This is a genomic window from Ruegeria sp. ANG10 (genome assembly GCF_040705255.1).
GTDB lineage: Bacteria > Pseudomonadota > Alphaproteobacteria > Rhodobacterales > Rhodobacteraceae > Ruegeria.
Window position 1 is genome coordinate 63696 of the sequence record NZ_JBFCVU010000013.1, and the last position, 16194, is coordinate 79889.

Here is a 16194-nt window from a genome sequence, read left to right on the forward strand (position 1 = left end):
CAATCGTTGAGGCAACAGCTAACGCACTGCCCCTTAACAGCGCGCTAACAGTTAAAATGCGGCCTATCCTTGTGCCTTCAGGTGTCGCGCAGAAAGATAATCTCGATCCGGTTATTGCGCACGGCCATCGGGTTTTCATCGCTCAATTCCCGGTCGGCATGACCGGTCACGCGGTCCAGCCGAGAACCCGCAAAACCCTTATCCTCAAGCAGTTGGCGCACCACCTGCGCGCGCGAGGTCGACACATCCCAGGAGGGGTCCTGCGCCAGAACCACGGGCGAGGCGCTGACATGGCCTTCGACCGACACTGCATTTGTCACCAAATCCGACGATCGCGTCACCAGCAGCGCCAGCGCCCGCATCATCGGGGTCGGTTCATCCGTCCCCGACTCGAACAGTGGCTGATCTTCGGTATCGAACAGCTCGACCACCAGACCTTCGTCGGTGACGCGCGTGACGATATGTTTCAGCACCTTGTCCGACACCATGCTTTCCCCGGTATGCCCCAGAAGCTGCGCCTCAAGCGTTGAGAAATCTTCGGACATCTCTTTTCCGCCATCGGGATTCACACCGATCGATCCCCGCGCTTGCCGCGCAAATGTCGGGTGCCGCTTGGTCGCGCCCGAGCCGTCCATCACCATGGTCACTTCGGAAAACATGTTGTTGCCGCCAAAGGCCCCATCGCCCCCGCCCGAAACCGGGTTCACCGGAATCGTTGGCGAGAAGTAATCCGCCAGCCCTTTGCGTTGTTTCTCAGTCGTTGCATTCAGCAGCCACATCAACATGAAGAACGCCATCATGGCCGTGACAAAGTCGGCATATGCAACTTTCCACGCGCCACCGTGGTGACCATCGCCACCTGACACACGTTTCTTCTTGATGATGATTGGCGCCGCATTGGATTGCGCACCCATCTCCACCACCTTTTTTATCACCCAACTACAGGCGTAGCCGGGCAGGTCTTAAGGTGGGCTTAACACTTAAAACTGTCCGGATTTCGCTAGCGTGGCAGGTTGGCGCTGGCCCGCCGCAGGATCAGTTGCAGACGGTTAAAGCTGTTTTTGATTCCATTTGGCTCGGGTTTGCCAAAGAACGCGTCCAGTTCCTCATGCACGCGTACGGCCTGATCCAGCAGCGGGTCCGCGCCTTCGGCATAAAGCCCGGCCTTGATCATGACCTCGGACTGTTCATAGCTGCCGACCAGTTTGCGGGTTTCCGAGATCATTTGGTTTTCCTCTGCGGTCGCCGCCCCGGGCAGGCTGCGCGATACCGAACGGCTGAGGTCAATGGCCGGAAACCGCCCGCGCTCGGCAATGTCGCGGCTGAGGACAATATGCCCGTCCAGAACCCCGCGCAGGATGTCGGCCACCGGTTCATCCATATCCGATCCCGCAACCAGAACGCTGAATACGGCGGTGATATCGCCATGATCCGCCGTGCCAGGACCAGCGCGTTCGCACAACCCGGCAATCAGCGGCGTGACCGAAGGCGGGAAGCCACGCAACGAGGGCGCTTCGCCCATGGCGACTGCAATTTCGCGATGTGCCTCGGCAAATCGGGTCACGGAATCGGCCAGAAACAGTACGTTCAGCCCCTGATCGCGCAGAAACTCGGCCGCCGACATCGCCGACCAGGCGCAGCGTCTGCGGGCCAATGCAGATTGATCCGATGTGGCGGCCACGACGATCGAACGTTTCATCCCCTCGCGCCCCAGCGTATGCTCGACAAACTCGTTCACCTCGCGCCCACGTTCGCCCACCAGCGCGACCACAACGGCATCCGCCTGCATCGATTTCGCCAGCGTTGCCAGCAAGGTGGATTTTCCGACGCCCGATCCGGCGAACAGACCGATGCGCTGACCCTGAACCACGGGCAGCATCGTGTTGAGCATCGCCAAACCGGTTTCCATCCGTGCGCCCAGCGGCTTGCGTGCCACAGCCGGGGGCGGGGCACGCATGATGTCCTGTTCCTGCGCGCCAGAAAGCAGAGGTTTCCCGTCCAGCGGTTTGCCAAACGGGTCAACCACGCGCCCCAGCCAGTGCAAGCCGGGTGCGAAATCGGGCGTCTGATCCAGAATCACCCGGTCACCGAGGCACACCCCATCCGGCGCGGCTGTAGGCATCATGTGAACCCTCTCGGCCTCAACGTGCAGCACTTCGCCTGGCAGATCCGGGGCGTTGCGCCGCCGCAAGGTCAGGTGATCACCGATTCGCGCCTGCCCTTCAAGCCCTTGTATTTCAATGACTCCGCGCGCCACACCTGCAACGCGGCCCATATGGCGCACAGCGGACAGACGGTCGAATTCGCATTTCAGAAGCATTGGGTCGAGATCGGACATCGTGGGTTCTCCAACGGGTTTCTGAAAACGCTTTCTAAAGGAATCGGGGTTAAGCCTTGATTGAAATTGATCGAGGGAGAAGCCCCGATGTTCTATGACCTGAACGTCTTTAAGACCGCGTACGCAATGGCAACCCATGCCGGGCAACGGCAGGCGGTAGTTGCGCGCAACATGGCCAATGCGGATACGCCCGGCTACCAGCCCCGCGATATCGAGGGTTTCCAGAAAGCATTCGAAAAGTCCGGACGTGAGGTTTCGATGGCCGCCACCCGTGCGGGCCATCTGAACGGCGCCACCGGCCCACAGCCCTGGGCCGAGTTTGAGGTTGCGCCGTCAGGCGATCCCAACGGCAATGGAGTGTCTGTCGAGGAAGAGATGTTCAAAGCCGTTGAAGTGAAGCGCCAGCATGACCGCGCGCTGACCATCTACAAATCCTCGATGAACATCCTGCGCAGCAGCCTTGGTCGGTCATAAGGAGTGTAAGACATGAGCGATTTTTCTCATTCCCTAGCCGCCTCAACCAATGCTCTGCGCGCGCAATCAGCCCGCCTGCGGCATGTGTCCGAGAATATCTCGAACGCCGATACGCCGGGTTATCGCCGCAAGACCGTGCCGTTCGAGACGGTGCAAAGGAACGGGCAAGAGGTGGTGCAGGCCGGGCGCGTCAAACTGGATCGCCGCGAGGGGTCGCGCATTTATGACCCCGGTCACCCTATGGCAGATGAAACCGGTCATTACCGTGGCTCGAATGTCGATCTGATGATCGAAATCGCCGACGCGCGCGAGGCGCAGCGCAGCTATGAGGCCAATCTCAAGATGTTCGACCAGTCACGCCAGATGTCGTCGAGCTTGATGGAACTTCTCAGAAAATAAAGGACACCAGAATGGATATCCGATCCCTGACCGCGGCACAGAATTATGCCGTCGCCCGCCCGGCCACGCAGGCCGATCCTGATCACGCCGGCATGGCGCAAGGGCTGCGCAACACGTTTCAGGACTTTACCGCAACGCTGAAACATTCCGAGCAAATGTCGCAGGCCGCCATGACCGGCCAGGCCGACCCGCACGCTCTGGTGCAGGCACTGGCACAGACCGAGCTGGCAGTGGAAACGGCGGTCATTGTCCGCAACAAGGTGGTCGAGGCGTATCAGGAAATCCTGCGGATGCCGGTCTGATCGGATGCTGAGCGAAGGTCTTTTCTATGACATCGTGCGCCAGGCGCTGTGGGTCGCGGTCATCACCTCGGTTCCTATCCTGGCGGTGGCGCTTGTATCGGGCCTGATCGTGGGCCTGTTTCAGGCGCTGACCTCGGTGCAGGAAATGACGCTGACCTTCGTGCCAAAGCTAATCGCCATCGTCATCGTGTTCTGGATCTCGATGGGGTTCATGACGCAGACGCTAGTGACTTTTTTCACCACAACTCTCATCCCACTGATCGCCGGAGGTCGCTGATGGATACCGCCTATACCACCTTGTCCCGCCAATCGGGCCTGATGAATGAAATGCGGCTGGTGGCGAATAATATCGCCAATGCCAACACCACCGGATACCGCGCGCAGGGTCTGGTGTTTTCCGAGTTTGTCCGCGACTTGCCGGGCAACCCGTCCCTGTCCATGGCCCGGGCAGAGGTGCGCAACACTTCATTGCAGCAGGGCCTTTTGACCGAAACCGGCAGCCAGTTTGATTTTGCCATCGAAGGTGATGGGTTTTTCATGGTCGAAACGCCCTCGGGCAACCGGCTGACGCGAGCCGGGGCGTTCTCACCCAGCGCCGAGGGTGATTTGGTCACGATGGATGGCCACCGGGTGTTAGACAGCAACGGCGCGCCTGTTTTCATCCCACCCGATGCCGCGTCGATCGACGTGGGCAGCGATGGCACGCTGAGTATCGAGGGGCAATTGCTGGGGCAGATCGGCGTCTATCGTGTGGCCGATCCCAAAACGCTGGTGCGTGAAGGCAGCACGCAGTTCCGCGCCGAGGGCGAAATTGACCCGGTCGAAAACCCAGTGGTGCTGCAGCGTTTTCTCGAAGGGTCCAACGTCAATGCGGTCGAGCAGGTGACCCGGCTGGTGGAAATCCAGCGCGCCTATGAGCTGGGCCAAAGCTTTCTGGAAACCGAAGACGAACGTCTGCGCGGCGCGCTCAAGGCGCTGATGCGTTGATTTGTGAAAAGGAGATTTGAATATGCGGGCTTTGAAAATCGCGGCGACTGGCATGACCGCGCAGCAGATGCGGGTCGAGACGATCTCGAACAACCTGGCGAACACGAACACTACTGGCTACAATGCCCGCCGGGCTGAGTTCGCGGATTTGCACTATCAACAAATGGCGCGGGCCGGGGCGGTGAACGCCAATGACGGCACCGTTCTGCCCACCGGTATTCAGCTGGGTCTGGGTGTGCGTCCAGCGGCCGTCACAGTGCAGTTGGCGCAGGGTGGCTTGTCAGCCACCGGGAGCGATCTGGACGTGGCCATCGAAGGGCGTGGTTATCTTGAGGTAACGCTGGCCAATGGTCAGTCGGGCTATACCCGCGATGGCAGCCTGAAACGATCCGCCGAGGGGTTGATCGTCACATCAGACGGGTTTGCCGTCGCGCCCGAGATCACCATTCCTGACGATGCCCGGTCGATCTCGATCAACGCTGCGGGCGAAGTTTATGCTTATTTCGACGACACGGCAGACGGGCAGCTGTTGGGTGAGCTAACGCTGGCCAGTTTCTCGAACGCCAAGGGGCTTGAGGCGATTGGCAGCAACCTGTTCAAGGAAACTGAAGCCTCAGGCGCGCCCGTGGTCGGCACCCCGGGCCAGGATGGTCTAGGTACGTTGCGGCAAGGCTATCTTGAGGACAGCTCGGTCGATGCAGTGCGTGAAGTGACAGAATTGATCGAGGCGCAGCGGGGATATGAGATGAACGCCAAGGTCATTTCCGCTGTCGACCAGATGATGGGCGCAACCACACAGGTGCGGTGATGCGGTTTCTGGTTTTGATGTTGGCCCTTTTGGTGCCGGCTTCGGTACAGGCTGATATCGTCGTGCCGACCCGCACCATTCGCGCGAAGGAAATCATCTCTGCGACTGACCTGGAGCTTAAGGCCCAGCAGGTGCCCGGCGCGATAACTACGCCTGAGTTTCTGATCGGGCAAGAGGCCCGCGTCGCGCTGTATCCCGGACGCCCGATCCGCGAAGGCGATGTGGGTCCACCGGCCCTGGTGGATCGCAACGATCTGGTTGTCCTGATCTTTGACCGCACACCGCTGTCGATCACCGCAGAGGGCCGCGCGCTGGGTCGTGGGGCTGCCGGGGAACGTATCCGGGTCATGAACTTATCCTCCCGTACCACTGTGACGGGCCTTATCCGGCCCGACGGCCAAATCGAGGTAAAATGATGTCGCAACTTTCGAAATCTCTGTTATTTGCCATTCTGGCCGTATCCGCCTGCGGGCGCTTGGATCACCTGGGCAAGCCGCCAAGCTTCACTCCGAACGAGGATTCCCCTGAACATGTCGCTATGTTGTGGCCGGGCCTGCCCTTGCACACCCAGCCGCAGCGCAATGTCGACAGATCCTCGCTTTGGAGCGGCGGGCAACAATCGCTGTTGGGCGATCAGCGGGCGATCAAAAAGGGCGATATCCTGACGGTCGTGATCGAGCTGGACGAAAAGGCCGAGTTCTCGAACGACACGGAACGCTCGCGATCCGCCTCGGAAAGCCTTGGCATCGTCGGCCTGTTTGGCCTGCCACAGCGCGCGGCGGATCATCTGCCGGAAGGCGCATCGCTGGCGGACGCGGTCGAGATCGATTCCGCCTCGGAAAGCACGGGCGAAGGATCGGTTAAACGCAAGGAAAAGCTGACGTTACGCGTGGCTGCGACAGTGATTGATGTGCTGCCAAACGGGGTGTTGTCGATATCGGGCTCGCAGGAACTGCGCGTCAATTTCGAACTGCGCGAGCTTTTGGTGACGGGCTATGTGCGCCCACAAGATATCTCGCGCAAGAATGAGATCACCTATGACAAGATCGCCTCGGCCCGCGTGTCTTATGGCGGACGCGGACAGATCACTGATGTGCAGCAGCCGCGTTATGGTCAGCAGATCCTGGATGCCGTGCTGCCGTATTAAGGAGCGGATGTGATGAAGAAACTTCTACCCGTCGTATTCTTGCTGATCGGTCTGGGGGCCGGTATCGGTGCCGGCGTTGTGTTTGCGCCCTCCGGCGAACCGAAAGAGGCCGCAAAACAGGAAAACCCCAAGACCAAGGCGGAAAAACCCAAAGAGAAATCCGCCAAGAAAAAGGACAAGGCTGGGAAAAAGGACGCCAAAAGCGACTATGAATACCTCAAACTGACCAAGCAGTTTGTGGTGCCCGTCGTCGATGCGGATCGGATCGCGGCGTTGGTCACAATGTCGCTGAGCCTTGAAGTCACCCCCGGCATGACCGAGGCTTTCTACTCGCTTGAACCAAAGCTGCGTGACGGATTTTTGCAGGTCATGTTCGATCACGCCAATACTGGCGGTTTTGACGGCGCATTCACTGAATCGGACAATATGAGTGTTCTGCGCAAAGCGTTGCTGGAGACAGCGCGCAAGGATTTGGGCGATGATGTGTTTCAGGTCTTGATTATGAGCGTCAACCGTCAGGATGTCTGATCCTGACGGGGTGATACGTTGTTTAGAAGGGTTATGATTTCTGGCGCTGGGCGTGTTCGTGCGCCTCTTTTTGGGCCGCAGACAGGTTGGTGACGGCCTGTTTGCGGCCAAAGGCCCTACGGAGTGCGTCCATCGCCGACAGCTTTTGCGCTCGAATCCGCGCCAGTTCCATATTCAACTGGCGGCGCGTGGCCGACTCCCAACCGTTCCACAACACATCGGTGCCGGTGACTAGGTACCCCTCGGCCGCGGCGCTGTCTTGGCGTGATTGCCGGACCTGCGCGTCCAGCCGCGCTAATTGCTGTTGCACGCGTGCTTCAGCCTCTAGCAGGGGGCGCAGGGCGTTGTATTCTTTTTGAAACACGGCCTCGGTAACGTTTTTCAGATCTGATAGCGCGGCTTGTTTCATCTGATCTGTCCTTTGGCCTTTTTGCGCATCGCCTCGGCAAATCGGATCGCGGCAGCGACGGGGCGATAATGATCTTCCGCGATTTCCTGTCCGATCTCGACGGCGGCATGCAGGCCGCGGGCCGTGGGCGGGTCGGAATGAATGGGAACGCCAGCCTCAGCAGCCCGGCCCCGGATTGCTGCGGCCACCTCGTCCACGCCTTTGGCCACGCAAACAGGGGCTGAACCCGCCGTCCGGGCCCATTTTAAGGCCACCGCGTAATGGGTCGGGTTGACGATCACCACATCCGCCGAGGGTACATCCGACATCATCTGGTTCGTGGCGATGTCCTGCGCGCGCTGGCGGCGTTGTTGTTTGACATGCGGGTCGCCCTCGGCATCCTTGGTTTCGTCCTGAATTTCCTTGCGCGACATCCGGTTCTTGCGGATATGTTCTGCATGTTGCCAAAGATAGTCGACCACCCCGATGGCCAGCGCTACGGCGATGACGATGAACAGGAAGCGAAACAGAAAATTCATCATCAGCATGACCGATGACCGCGCCGGAGCAGCGCTGGCGGACAGAATCTCGTTTAGGTTGGAGCGCAGAAACAGCGTCAGGCAGGTGCCGTAGATTACCAGTTTCACAAAGCTCTTGGCGAATTCGAACAGACCGCCGCGCCCGAATTTGTTTTTTGCGTTCGAGATGATCGAGATGCGGGACAGTTTGGGTTTCAGTTTACTGGGCGCGAAGATCAGCGCACGCTGGGCGATCAGGCTGAGCAGAACTGCGGCGGCGGGTAGGGCAAACAGAATCGTGACGGACATCAGCGCCTTGTTGACCATCCCACCGACCGGGTTTGCGGCGGGCCCTTCGGTCAGCAAGGGGGCGATTGTGACGGCCTGATCAATCAGCACGACAAACAGGCTTCCCATATGTTGCACGCCGAATTGCCCGGCTGCGAACAAGGCGATGAGGAACCCGGCATAAGCGGCAACCACGGACAGGTCGTTGGACTTGGCAACCTCACCTTTTTCGCGCGCTTTCTGGAGCTTCTGCGGCGTCGGCTCGTAGGACTTGTCGCTGTCGTCGTCGGGCCCGCTCATCTTGGACCCTCAAGCGGGTTCAGCATAAAGGCAAACAAGGCATCGGACCACACAGACAAGATCAGGGGCGTGCCGGCGAACAACAGGAACAGGCCCGCGAAGGTAATGGCCGGAGCGCCGACAAACGCCACCATCAGTTGTGGCATCGCACGGTTGATGACGCCAAGCGCAAGGTTATAGATCAGTGATGCGATCACGAAGGGCATCGCCAACGCAAAAGCCAATCCAAAGCTGCGCGCGGTTTGCTGCACCCCCCATTGCGACAGGTCCGGGGCCAGGGGCGGCGTACCCATTGGAAAAAGCGCATAGCTGTGGATAAGAAATTGCGCGACGCGGATGTGCAGGCCCAGCAACACTGCCAGTGTCAGGCCAGCCAATGTCAGAAGATATCCCATCGCGGGCACAGGATCTGCCGCCGCTGGACCCAGAATCTGTGACAGCGACGTTGCCTGCGCCGCAATCGACCCTGCCGTTTGCAAGGCCAGCACGAACAGTCGCAGCGACATACCCAAGGCCATCCCGATCAGCACTTCGGTCAGAACCAATCCTGCCATTGGCAACAGGTCGGGTGGGGCAACAGGCGCCGCAATCGCTGGTGTCACAATTAGGGTAAAGGCCGTGGCGATAGCAAATTTGACCCGGGTCGGGATGCTGCGCTCGCCAAAGGCAGGCAGCAGCGACACCATGGCCGAGACACGCAGGAAGACGGCAAAGAGATGCCACAAACCCTCACCCAGTTGGGGCAAAAGTTCTGGCGGCAGCGCGATCACGCGGGCACCGTTCCTACCAGCGAGGGCCGCGCCTCGAGCCCGATTTCCTCGAACGACAGCACCGGGTTGGCTATACCGCGCGCGTGCATGATGGTGCGCAGCAAACGGCGGCGGCGGGTCGAGGTGACCACCGCCGGAAACAGCCCGTGATCGGCGGATTGCGCGACACTGTCGACCACGCCATCGGCCAGCTTGTTGAACAGGTTTGGTGGCAGCGCCACGTCCAGACCCGATGCAGGCGCGTCGATCTGGTAGGTGGTGAAAGTATCCTCCCACTCCGGGGCCAGTTGGATCAGCGGGATCGATCCGTCTTCGCGTTTCATCTCGGCCACCAGTTGGAAACCCAATCGCTGCCGGACCAGTTCGCAGATGCCTTCGGGCTGGGTGGTGGTCAGGCGCGCCTCGGCCACACTTTCCAGAATCAGCGCCATGTTTCGGATCGAGACCCGTTCGTCCAGCAGCAGACGCAGCACCGCATGTAGCGTGTCGATCGGTACCTTGTCGGGGATCAACTCGTCCAGAAGCTTGCGGTTAGCCTCGGCCCGAACCGGATCGCTGAGCCGTGTCATCTCGGACAAAAGGCGACGCAGGGATTTCAGCGTCAACAGGCGTGAGAAGTTCTGTTTGATGATCTCAAGCAGATGAGTGGCCAGAATCTCGGGCGGGGAAACGATGGTGGCCCCACTAAGCGCGGCGGCCTCTTGATCTTTGGGCAGAATCCAGCGGGCGGGGGCGCCATAGACGGGCTCGGTCACGTCATTACCCTCGGGCAGCATGTCGCGGTCATCCTGTACCAGCGCCAGAACCAGATCGGGGTTCAACACACCGCGTGCCTGTTCGACGCCCTGGACCTTGACCACATAGGTGCCCATGGGCAGATCGGCGCGGTCGGTCAGGCGGATATCAGGTAGGATCAGACCAAAGCTGGAGGCCACATAGGTCCGCATATTGGCGATGCGCGCGTCCAGCCCGGTGCCGGGGTTCAGGACCATGCTGACCAGATCGGGGGCAAACTCCAGATGCACGTCGTCCAAATCCAGAATGTCGCCAATGGCCTGCGAGACCGGTGTGTCTTCCAGCGGTGTTGGGGCCAGCGCTTCTTCTGCTTCGGCCTTTTGCTTGCGATGGACGTTATAGGCCGCATAGCCCAGCACACCCGCCCCCAGGATGAATGGCAGAAAGGGCAGGCCGGGCACCAGCGCAAACAGCACCATCAGCATGGCAACCGTTCCCAGTGCCGCCGGATGCCGTCCTAACTGCGAAAAGATGGCGTTGTCGGTCGCCCCCTGCGTGCCGCCGCGTGCCAGCAACAGGGCCGACGCGATCGAAATGATCACCGCCGGGATTTGCGACACCAGCCCGTCACCGACGGTCAGGATGGCATAGGTCTCGAACGCGGATGAGATTGGCATGCCGTGGACGATCACGCCCATGATCAAACCCATCACCAGATTGAGCAACGTAATCAGCAGCCCGGCAACGGCATCGCCTTTGACGAATTTCGACGCCCCATCGAGTGAGCCGAAAAACGTCGTCTCCTGTTGCTCACGCTCGCGGCGTTCTTTGGCCTGCTGGTGGTCGATGGCTCCGGCGGACATGTCGCTGTCGATAGCCAGCTGCTTACCCGGCATGCCGTCCAAGGCGAACCGCGCGCCGACCTCGGCCATGCGGGCGGCACCTTTGGTGATGACCATGAAATTCACGATCAGCAGCACTCCGAAAACCACCAGCCCTAGAAAGATACTGCCGCCCATGACGAAATCGGCAAAACCTTCGATCACGTTTCCGGCGGCATTGGGTCCTGTGTGACCCTCTCCGATGATCAGCTTGGTCGAGGATACGTTCAGCGACAGCCGCAGCATCAGCGAGGCTAAAAGGATTGTCGGGAAAGACGAGAAATCCAGCGGCCGTTCGATAAACAGTGTCAGTGTAAAGATCAGGATCGCCAGCGCGAACGAGGCAGCCAGCCCCACATCCAGCACCCAGGCGGGCATTGGCAAGATCATCATCACGATGACCGTCATCAGCGCCAGCGCCAGCAGCACGGTCGGAGAAAACAGGGAACGGGCGTCGATCTTGGGCACGCGTGCCTCCTAGTTGAACGAGATAAAGGCGGTGGCAGTGCCCGAAGGCGGAACCAGTGACCCCAGCGCGCCGCCACCCGGTTGCGGCAGGTTGACCGGGATCAGAGGGGTTGCGGTGGTAAACGGGTCGCGTGCGGCCCGTTCCGGGTCAGTGGGCAAGGATTGATCCAGTTGTGCCAGTACGGTCTGAAACCGGCTCGAGTAAGCATTGGCCAGCGATGGTGTGCGGGAATGATAAGCTCCCACGGCTGCGGGCCACGATCCAAGCTCGGCGTATAATTCATTCAGAAACCGGGCGGCGTAGGTGGCGTTTTCATCCGGATCGAACATGGCGTCGATGGATTGGAACGCCTTGCCATGCCAGCGGTAATTGATCTGGAAACAGCCGATGTCAAAGCTGCGCTTACCAGCTTTGAAGATGTTGAAGACGTAAGACTTCGCTTCAAACTCGGAGGTAAACCAAAAACCCTGACCTTCGACATTGATGGTCCAGGGCCAGGGTTCCAACCGCCCGTCCCGCAACCGCCCGGTTTCCACCCGCGCAATCGCACGCAACACGTCCAGCGGCACGCCTTCGGAATGGGCAGCGCGCCTGGCGGCTGCATCGCAAATGCCTGCCCCGCGGTCATCGGGCATAGCAAAGACCTGTTGCGCCGCACATAGCGCAAGCAAACTTAGGCCAAAGATCAAACGATGGGGCATTCTGCCGGTCCGGGGTTCTAATCAGTCCCGGTCAAGCTAGTCCTGCTAGGGTTTACAGAGGGTTATCAGCCGCTCAGATTCGATCGATCCGGCGACCGAAGACAACGCTGGTATTGGTGCGCAGCACACCGGGGATCTTGGCCAGATCATCAACCAGAATATCCAGATCCTCGATCCTTGGGGCCTCAGCCGACAGTAGCAGGTCAAACTCGCCGTTGATCGACAGGCAGAGCTTGACCTCGGGGTAGGCCTCAAGCCGATTGATGATGCGCTTGGTTTCCTTTTGCTGCACTTCCAGCAGCACGACCACCTGTACGCGCGGGGCGTCTTCGGGGCTGTTCAGTACCACCGAATAGCCTGCGATCACGCCACGCTCTTCCATGCGGTTGATGCGTTCATGCACGGTGGTCCGGGCCACGCCCAGTTTCGCGGCGATCTTGGTGGTCGATTCGCGGGCGTTGTGCTGCAGGGCGGCGATGATGCGACGGTCTAGCTGATCCATGATGCACCAAGGTGTAATGCACCGGGGTAGGGGGGCTCAAGACATGTCAGCATGTTCTTTCGAAACGGCTTTCCGGTCCGAACGCGGCCAGATCATAAGGGCCACCACAACCCCGGGGGCCGCGATCAAGGTCATCCAGCCCAATGTTGCCGCCGTGCTGGTTGTGGTCATGATCCACCCGGTCAGCGGATACAGCACCAGCCAGCAGACGTGCGACAGGGTGAACTGGGCGGCAAACACGGCTGGTCGGTCTTCGGGTCGGGTCGAGCGGGTCAGTAACCGGCCTGAAGGCGTCAGCGTGGCGGAATAGCCAAACCCGATGCAGGCCCAGAGTATTGCGAGACCTATCAGAGGGATCGGCACTGCCGCGAACAGGATGGCAGAGAGGCCAATTGCCAGGGTTCCGAAAATGGCCCCGTTCAGCATGATAGTGCGGTCCATGAAGCGATCCAACAGCCCGGGTAGCGCAAATGCGGCCAGCATCGAACCGCCACCGAAGCCAGCCAACGCTATGGCCACAGCACTTTCCGACAGGCCCAAATCGGACCGCACAATAACAACCGTATTGACGATGACCATCGCGCTGAGGGTCGCTGCTGTCCAAGTCAGGGCAAGTAATCCGCGCAGTCGAGGTGTGCTCAGGTAAAGACGAATGCCGCGTGTCGTGCGGTCATAAATTCCACGACGTTTGGCTGGTTTGGGTGAGGGCAGGGCAACCGACACCACGAACAAGGCCGAGGCGATGAACCCCAGCCCCGTGCCCCAGAACAGGCTGTCAAAACTGACGATCAGCAAAAGCGCTGCGGCGATAGCAGGGCTGAGCAGGCTTTCAAGATCGTAGGCAAGCCGCGACAGGGAGAGCGCCTTGGTATAGTCCTGTTCATCGGTCAACACGTCGGGAATGGTGGCCTGAAACGCGGGGGTGAACCCGGCGGATGCGGATTGCAGGACAAAGATCAGCACGTAAACCTGCCAGATCTCGGTCACGAAAGGCAGACAGACCGCGACCGCCGCACGCACCAGATCCAACGCCACCAGCATCCTGCGACGGTCGAGCCGCTCTGCGAAGGCTGCGGCAAGTGGGGCGATGACCACGTAAGCCACCATTTTGATCGTCAGCGCGGTGCCCAGCACCAGACTGGCCGCGTCACCTGCCAGATCATAAGCCAGTAGCCCCAACGCAATTGTCGCCAAACCGGTGCCCGTCAACGCAACGACCTGAGCACCCAGCAAATGGCGATAGGTTCGGTTTCGAAGGACACTCAGCATCGGCGGTTCGGACCTTTTTTCAATTGGCGTCGCGTCAGGGCCTGCTTAATGCCAGGCGTACGGCGGCCTTTTCCATTTTCCTGTCAAAGCAGGTGGGGTCAAGAAATCCGCGCATGTTTGTCGCATTCTATTGATGGCGTTGAGTTTACGGGCCAAACCTCCTATCTCGGGGGCGATATCGCATAAAGGAAGACCCCGTGGCGAACCATCTTTATAAAAACGACCTGCCGGACGGGTTGGACCTGGGCCCTGTGGTGGCCATTGATTGCGAAACCATGGGGCTGAACCCGCATCGCGACCGCCTGTGCGTGATCCAGATGTCGGGCGGCGACGGCAACAGTCATATCGTGCAGGTTGAAAAGGGCCAGACGCAGGCACCAAACCTGTGCGCCATGTTGGAAAACCCCGACGTGTTAAAGCTGTTTCATTTCGGTCGGTTTGATATTGCCGCGATGTACCACACCTTTGGCGCACTGGCCGCGCCGGTCTACTGCACGAAGATCGCCAGCCGTCTGGTGCGGACCTATACCGACCGTCATGGCCTGAAGAACCTGTGTCAGGAGCTGATTGGTGTCGATATTTCGAAGCAGCAGCAGATGAGCGACTGGGGGGCCGAAACCCTGACCGACGCGCAGCTGGAATATGCGGCCTCGGACGTTCTGTACCTGCACCAATTGCGCGATGCGCTGGACGGGCGTTTGGCCCGCGAAGGCCGTAGCGAGATGGCGCAGGCGTGTTTTGACTTCTTGCCGATGCGTGCGAAACTTGACCTCGCAGGCTGGCCCGAAACGGATATCTTTGCACACTCATGACTGATAACGAGTCCTTTCTGAGAACCGCCAAACAGGTCGTCACCGACGAGGCTCGCGCGCTGGACGTGCTGGCCGACAGTCTGGACGAGCACTTTGCCGAAGCCGTGCAAATGATCCTGCAGGCCCCAGGCCGTATTATCATCAGTGGCATCGGCAAATCCGGCCATATCGGCCACAAGATCGCCGCCACCCTGGCCAGCACCGGCACGCCTGCCTATTTCGTGCACCCTGCCGAGGCCAGCCATGGTGATTTGGGTATGGTCTCCAAAGGCGATGTGGTTGTGGCGATTTCCAATTCGGGCGAAGCACCGGAGCTGGTTAACCTGCTGGCCTTTACCCGCCGCTTTGGCATTCCGCTGATCGGCCTTTCCAGCAAGCCGGAAAGCACATTGATGAAGCAGGCGGATGTGCATCTGCTGATCCCGTCGCTGGGTGAGGCGTGCGGGTTTGGCATGGTGCCCTCGATCTCGACCACGCTGACGCTGGCAATGGGCGACGCGTTGGCGATTGCGTTGATGAAGTACCGCGATTTCAAGCCCGAAGATTTCCGCGCTTTCCACCCCGGCGGCAAGCTGGGGGCGCAGCTATCCACGGTGCGCGATCTGATGCATGCCGACCTGCCCGTGGTGCCCGTTGGAACCCCGATGAGCGAGGCCTTGCTGGTCATGAGCCAGAAAAGCTTTGGCGTTGTCGGTGTGACCGACGAGGCGGGCCGCCTGATGGGCATCGTCACGGATGGTGACTTGCGCCGGAACATGGATGGGTTGCTGAACAGAACCACCGAAGAGGTAATGACCCGCAACCCGATGACCATTGCACCAAACGCTATGGCGGAAGAGGCGGTTGCGATCATGAACGATCGCAAGATCACCTCGCTGTTTGTAGTTGATCCCGAAGGACAGGGGCAGGCCGAGGGGCTGCTGCACATTCACGACTGCTTGCGCGTCGGTCTGGGCTAGGTAGGGGGCGGAGAGGTGGACGGACATTCACGCATGGTTCAGTTTTTCAAGGTGGTGCTACCGTTGGTGGCCATCCTGATGCTGTCCACCGTGTTTTTGCTGTCGCGCAGTATCGAAACCAATGTGTCCGTGCCCTTTTCCCAACAGGATATCGACGAACGGTTGGCCGATCAGGTGGTGACGCAGCCAAACTACCGTGGCACCACGCGCAAGGGCGAAGAGGTCCAGATCCAATCGACACGCGCCACGCAGGGCACCGAAGCCTCTACGCCGACAGCGGCCGATTTCCGGGGCCGCCTGGGCCTGTCGGGCGGCGGCGTCATCACGTTGGATTCCAATTCCGGCATGATCCGGCCCGACAAAAACACCGCAACCTTTGTTGGCGATGTGGTCATTACCTCGACTGACGGCACTGAAATTACCACCGATCTGCTGAACACGGCGCTGGATGAAATTCGCGGTGACGCGCCGGGTGAGGTGCATGGCACCGGGATTATCGGCAACATTTCGGCGGGGGGCATGACCTTTGGAACGGAAAAAAAGGACGGACCGGTCCATATTATTTTTACAGACGGCGTGAAGCTGATATACGAGCCTGAAAAAGCAGAAAGATAACCTG

At 59.8% G+C, this 16194-nt stretch carries 21 protein-coding genes; 12 read left to right on the forward strand and 9 right to left on the reverse strand.

Features of this window, described 5'->3' with window-relative positions:
* Positions 1–77: 77 nt before the first annotated feature.
* Together AB1A64_RS20500 and AB1A64_RS20505 are read right to left on the reverse strand one after the other, a co-directional pair.
* Positions 78–914: a flagellar motor protein MotB gene (locus tag AB1A64_RS20500; RefSeq protein ID WP_366553733.1), complete on the reverse strand. Its 837-nt coding sequence runs from the start codon at positions 912–914 to the stop codon at positions 78–80.
* Positions 915–1000: 86 nt separating this feature from the next.
* On the reverse strand, positions 1001–2338 hold the full coding sequence (locus tag AB1A64_RS20505; protein WP_366553735.1) for a FliI/YscN family ATPase: 1338 nt from the start codon (positions 2336–2338) through the stop codon (positions 1001–1003).
* Between the two features lie 87 nt (positions 2339–2425).
* Between AB1A64_RS20505 and AB1A64_RS20510 the strand changes: the two genes are divergently transcribed.
* Genes AB1A64_RS20510 through AB1A64_RS20550 form a run of 9 tightly spaced genes read left to right on the forward strand, consistent with a single transcriptional unit; the run spans position 2426 to position 6983 of the window.
* On the forward strand, positions 2426–2812 hold the full coding sequence (locus tag AB1A64_RS20510) for a FlgB family protein (RefSeq protein WP_366553859.1): 387 nt from the start codon (positions 2426–2428) through the stop codon (positions 2810–2812).
* A gap of 12 nt (positions 2813–2824) precedes the next feature.
* A complete protein-coding gene (gene flgC / locus AB1A64_RS20515; protein ID WP_366553737.1) occupies positions 2825–3211 on the forward strand; it encodes a flagellar basal body rod protein FlgC in 387 nt (128 codons plus the stop codon).
* Positions 3212–3222: 11 nt separating this feature from the next.
* Positions 3223–3513: a flagellar hook-basal body complex protein FliE gene (gene fliE, locus AB1A64_RS20520; RefSeq protein WP_366553739.1), complete on the forward strand. Its 291-nt coding sequence runs from the start codon at positions 3223–3225 to the stop codon at positions 3511–3513.
* Between the two features lie 4 nt (positions 3514–3517).
* On the forward strand, positions 3518–3790 hold the full coding sequence (locus AB1A64_RS20525; RefSeq protein ID WP_058282142.1) for a flagellar biosynthetic protein FliQ: 273 nt from the start codon (positions 3518–3520) through the stop codon (positions 3788–3790).
* Complete coding sequence (locus tag AB1A64_RS20530) at positions 3790–4500, forward strand: flagellar hook-basal body complex protein (protein ID WP_366553741.1); 711 nt, start codon at positions 3790–3792, stop codon at positions 4498–4500. The genes AB1A64_RS20525 and AB1A64_RS20530 overlap by 1 nt, the downstream gene beginning before the upstream one ends.
* A gap of 22 nt (positions 4501–4522) precedes the next feature.
* Positions 4523–5308 carry a flagellar basal-body rod protein FlgG gene (gene flgG, locus AB1A64_RS20535; protein WP_366553743.1) on the forward strand — a complete coding sequence of 262 codons (786 nt, stop codon included), beginning with the start codon at positions 4523–4525 and terminating at the stop codon, positions 5306–5308.
* On the forward strand, positions 5308–5724 hold the full coding sequence (flgA, locus tag AB1A64_RS20540; protein WP_366553745.1) for a flagellar basal body P-ring formation chaperone FlgA: 417 nt from the start codon (positions 5308–5310) through the stop codon (positions 5722–5724). The genes flgG and flgA overlap by 1 nt, the downstream gene beginning before the upstream one ends.
* A complete protein-coding gene (gene flgH / locus AB1A64_RS20545; RefSeq protein WP_170351888.1) occupies positions 5721–6455 on the forward strand; it encodes a flagellar basal body L-ring protein FlgH in 735 nt (244 codons plus the stop codon). The genes flgA and flgH overlap by 4 nt, the downstream gene beginning before the upstream one ends.
* A gap of 12 nt (positions 6456–6467) precedes the next feature.
* On the forward strand, positions 6468–6983 hold the full coding sequence (locus tag AB1A64_RS20550) for a flagellar basal body-associated protein FliL (RefSeq protein ID WP_366553747.1): 516 nt from the start codon (positions 6468–6470) through the stop codon (positions 6981–6983).
* A gap of 31 nt (positions 6984–7014) precedes the next feature.
* Here the strand turns inward: AB1A64_RS20550 and AB1A64_RS20555 are convergent, their stop codons facing one another.
* The 7 genes from AB1A64_RS20555 to AB1A64_RS20585 all read right to left on the reverse strand — a co-directional run bounded on the left by AB1A64_RS20555 (position 7015) and on the right by AB1A64_RS20585 (position 13804).
* The gene (locus AB1A64_RS20555) at positions 7015–7392 is read right to left on the reverse strand and encodes a hypothetical protein (protein WP_366553749.1); all 378 of its coding nucleotides are present in this window, start codon (positions 7390–7392) and stop codon (positions 7015–7017) included.
* On the reverse strand, positions 7389–8477 hold the full coding sequence (locus AB1A64_RS20560; RefSeq protein ID WP_366553751.1) for a flagellar type III secretion system protein FlhB: 1089 nt from the start codon (positions 8475–8477) through the stop codon (positions 7389–7391). The genes AB1A64_RS20555 and AB1A64_RS20560 overlap by 4 nt, the downstream gene beginning before the upstream one ends.
* Entirely contained in the window at positions 8474–9247 is a 774-nt protein-coding gene (locus AB1A64_RS20565; RefSeq protein WP_366553753.1) for a flagellar biosynthetic protein FliR, read from the reverse strand. Before AB1A64_RS20565 ends, AB1A64_RS20560 begins: the two co-directional genes overlap by 4 nt.
* Complete coding sequence (gene flhA / locus AB1A64_RS20570; RefSeq protein ID WP_366553755.1) at positions 9244–11331, reverse strand: flagellar biosynthesis protein FlhA; 2088 nt, start codon at positions 11329–11331, stop codon at positions 9244–9246. The genes AB1A64_RS20565 and flhA overlap by 4 nt, the downstream gene beginning before the upstream one ends.
* A gap of 9 nt (positions 11332–11340) precedes the next feature.
* Complete coding sequence (locus tag AB1A64_RS20575; RefSeq protein WP_366553861.1) at positions 11341–11967, reverse strand: lytic transglycosylase domain-containing protein; 627 nt, start codon at positions 11965–11967, stop codon at positions 11341–11343.
* A 139-nt stretch (positions 11968–12106) separates the two neighbouring features.
* Positions 12107–12535, reverse strand: a complete 429-nt coding sequence (locus tag AB1A64_RS20580; protein ID WP_366553757.1) for an Lrp/AsnC family transcriptional regulator — start codon at positions 12533–12535, stop codon at positions 12107–12109.
* A 36-nt stretch (positions 12536–12571) separates the two neighbouring features.
* Positions 12572–13804, reverse strand: a complete 1233-nt coding sequence (locus AB1A64_RS20585) for an MFS transporter (protein WP_366553759.1) — start codon at positions 13802–13804, stop codon at positions 12572–12574.
* A gap of 197 nt (positions 13805–14001) precedes the next feature.
* Between AB1A64_RS20585 and AB1A64_RS20590 the strand changes: the two genes are divergently transcribed.
* Genes AB1A64_RS20590 through lptC form a run of 3 tightly spaced genes read left to right on the forward strand, consistent with a single transcriptional unit; the run spans position 14002 to position 16190 of the window.
* The gene (locus AB1A64_RS20590) at positions 14002–14616 is read left to right on the forward strand and encodes a ribonuclease D (RefSeq protein WP_366553761.1); all 615 of its coding nucleotides are present in this window, start codon (positions 14002–14004) and stop codon (positions 14614–14616) included.
* A complete protein-coding gene (locus AB1A64_RS20595) occupies positions 14613–15575 on the forward strand; it encodes a KpsF/GutQ family sugar-phosphate isomerase (protein ID WP_366553763.1) in 963 nt (320 codons plus the stop codon). The genes AB1A64_RS20590 and AB1A64_RS20595 overlap by 4 nt, the downstream gene beginning before the upstream one ends.
* A gap of 33 nt (positions 15576–15608) precedes the next feature.
* On the forward strand, positions 15609–16190 hold the full coding sequence (gene lptC, locus AB1A64_RS20600; RefSeq protein WP_366553765.1) for an LPS export ABC transporter periplasmic protein LptC: 582 nt from the start codon (positions 15609–15611) through the stop codon (positions 16188–16190).
* Positions 16191–16194 lie beyond the last annotated feature (4 nt).

What these genes read in the sequence shown, in the direction of transcription:
- AB1A64_RS20500 (WP_366553733.1), bottom strand. Translation starts at nt 914, where the DNA reads ATGGGTGCGCAATCCAATGCGGCGCCAATCATCATCAAGAAGAAACGT.
- AB1A64_RS20505 (WP_366553735.1), bottom strand. Translation starts at nt 2,338, where the DNA reads ATGTCCGATCTCGACCCAATGCTTCTGAAATGCGAATTCGACCGTCTG.
- AB1A64_RS20510 (WP_366553859.1), top strand. Translation starts at nt 2,426, where the DNA reads ATGTTCTATGACCTGAACGTCTTTAAGACCGCGTACGCAATGGCAACC.
- flgC (WP_366553737.1), top strand. Translation starts at nt 2,825, where the DNA reads ATGAGCGATTTTTCTCATTCCCTAGCCGCCTCAACCAATGCTCTGCGC.
- fliE (WP_366553739.1), top strand. Translation starts at nt 3,223, where the DNA reads ATGGATATCCGATCCCTGACCGCGGCACAGAATTATGCCGTCGCCCGC.
- AB1A64_RS20525 (WP_058282142.1), top strand. Translation starts at nt 3,518, where the DNA reads ATGCTGAGCGAAGGTCTTTTCTATGACATCGTGCGCCAGGCGCTGTGG.
- AB1A64_RS20530 (WP_366553741.1), top strand. Translation starts at nt 3,790, where the DNA reads ATGGATACCGCCTATACCACCTTGTCCCGCCAATCGGGCCTGATGAAT.
- flgG (WP_366553743.1), top strand. Translation starts at nt 4,523, where the DNA reads ATGCGGGCTTTGAAAATCGCGGCGACTGGCATGACCGCGCAGCAGATG.
- flgA (WP_366553745.1), top strand. Translation starts at nt 5,308, where the DNA reads ATGCGGTTTCTGGTTTTGATGTTGGCCCTTTTGGTGCCGGCTTCGGTA.
- flgH (WP_170351888.1), top strand. Translation starts at nt 5,721, where the DNA reads ATGATGTCGCAACTTTCGAAATCTCTGTTATTTGCCATTCTGGCCGTA.
- AB1A64_RS20550 (WP_366553747.1), top strand. Translation starts at nt 6,468, where the DNA reads ATGAAGAAACTTCTACCCGTCGTATTCTTGCTGATCGGTCTGGGGGCC.
- AB1A64_RS20555 (WP_366553749.1), bottom strand. Translation starts at nt 7,392, where the DNA reads ATGAAACAAGCCGCGCTATCAGATCTGAAAAACGTTACCGAGGCCGTG.
- AB1A64_RS20560 (WP_366553751.1), bottom strand. Translation starts at nt 8,477, where the DNA reads ATGAGCGGGCCCGACGACGACAGCGACAAGTCCTACGAGCCGACGCCG.
- AB1A64_RS20575 (WP_366553861.1), bottom strand. Translation starts at nt 11,967, where the DNA reads ATGCCCGATGACCGCGGGGCAGGCATTTGCGATGCAGCCGCCAGGCGC.
- AB1A64_RS20580 (WP_366553757.1), bottom strand. Translation starts at nt 12,535, where the DNA reads ATGGATCAGCTAGACCGTCGCATCATCGCCGCCCTGCAGCACAACGCC.
- AB1A64_RS20585 (WP_366553759.1), bottom strand. Translation starts at nt 13,804, where the DNA reads ATGCTGAGTGTCCTTCGAAACCGAACCTATCGCCATTTGCTGGGTGCT.
- AB1A64_RS20595 (WP_366553763.1), top strand. Translation starts at nt 14,613, where the DNA reads ATGACTGATAACGAGTCCTTTCTGAGAACCGCCAAACAGGTCGTCACC.
- lptC (WP_366553765.1), top strand. Translation starts at nt 15,609, where the DNA reads ATGGTTCAGTTTTTCAAGGTGGTGCTACCGTTGGTGGCCATCCTGATG.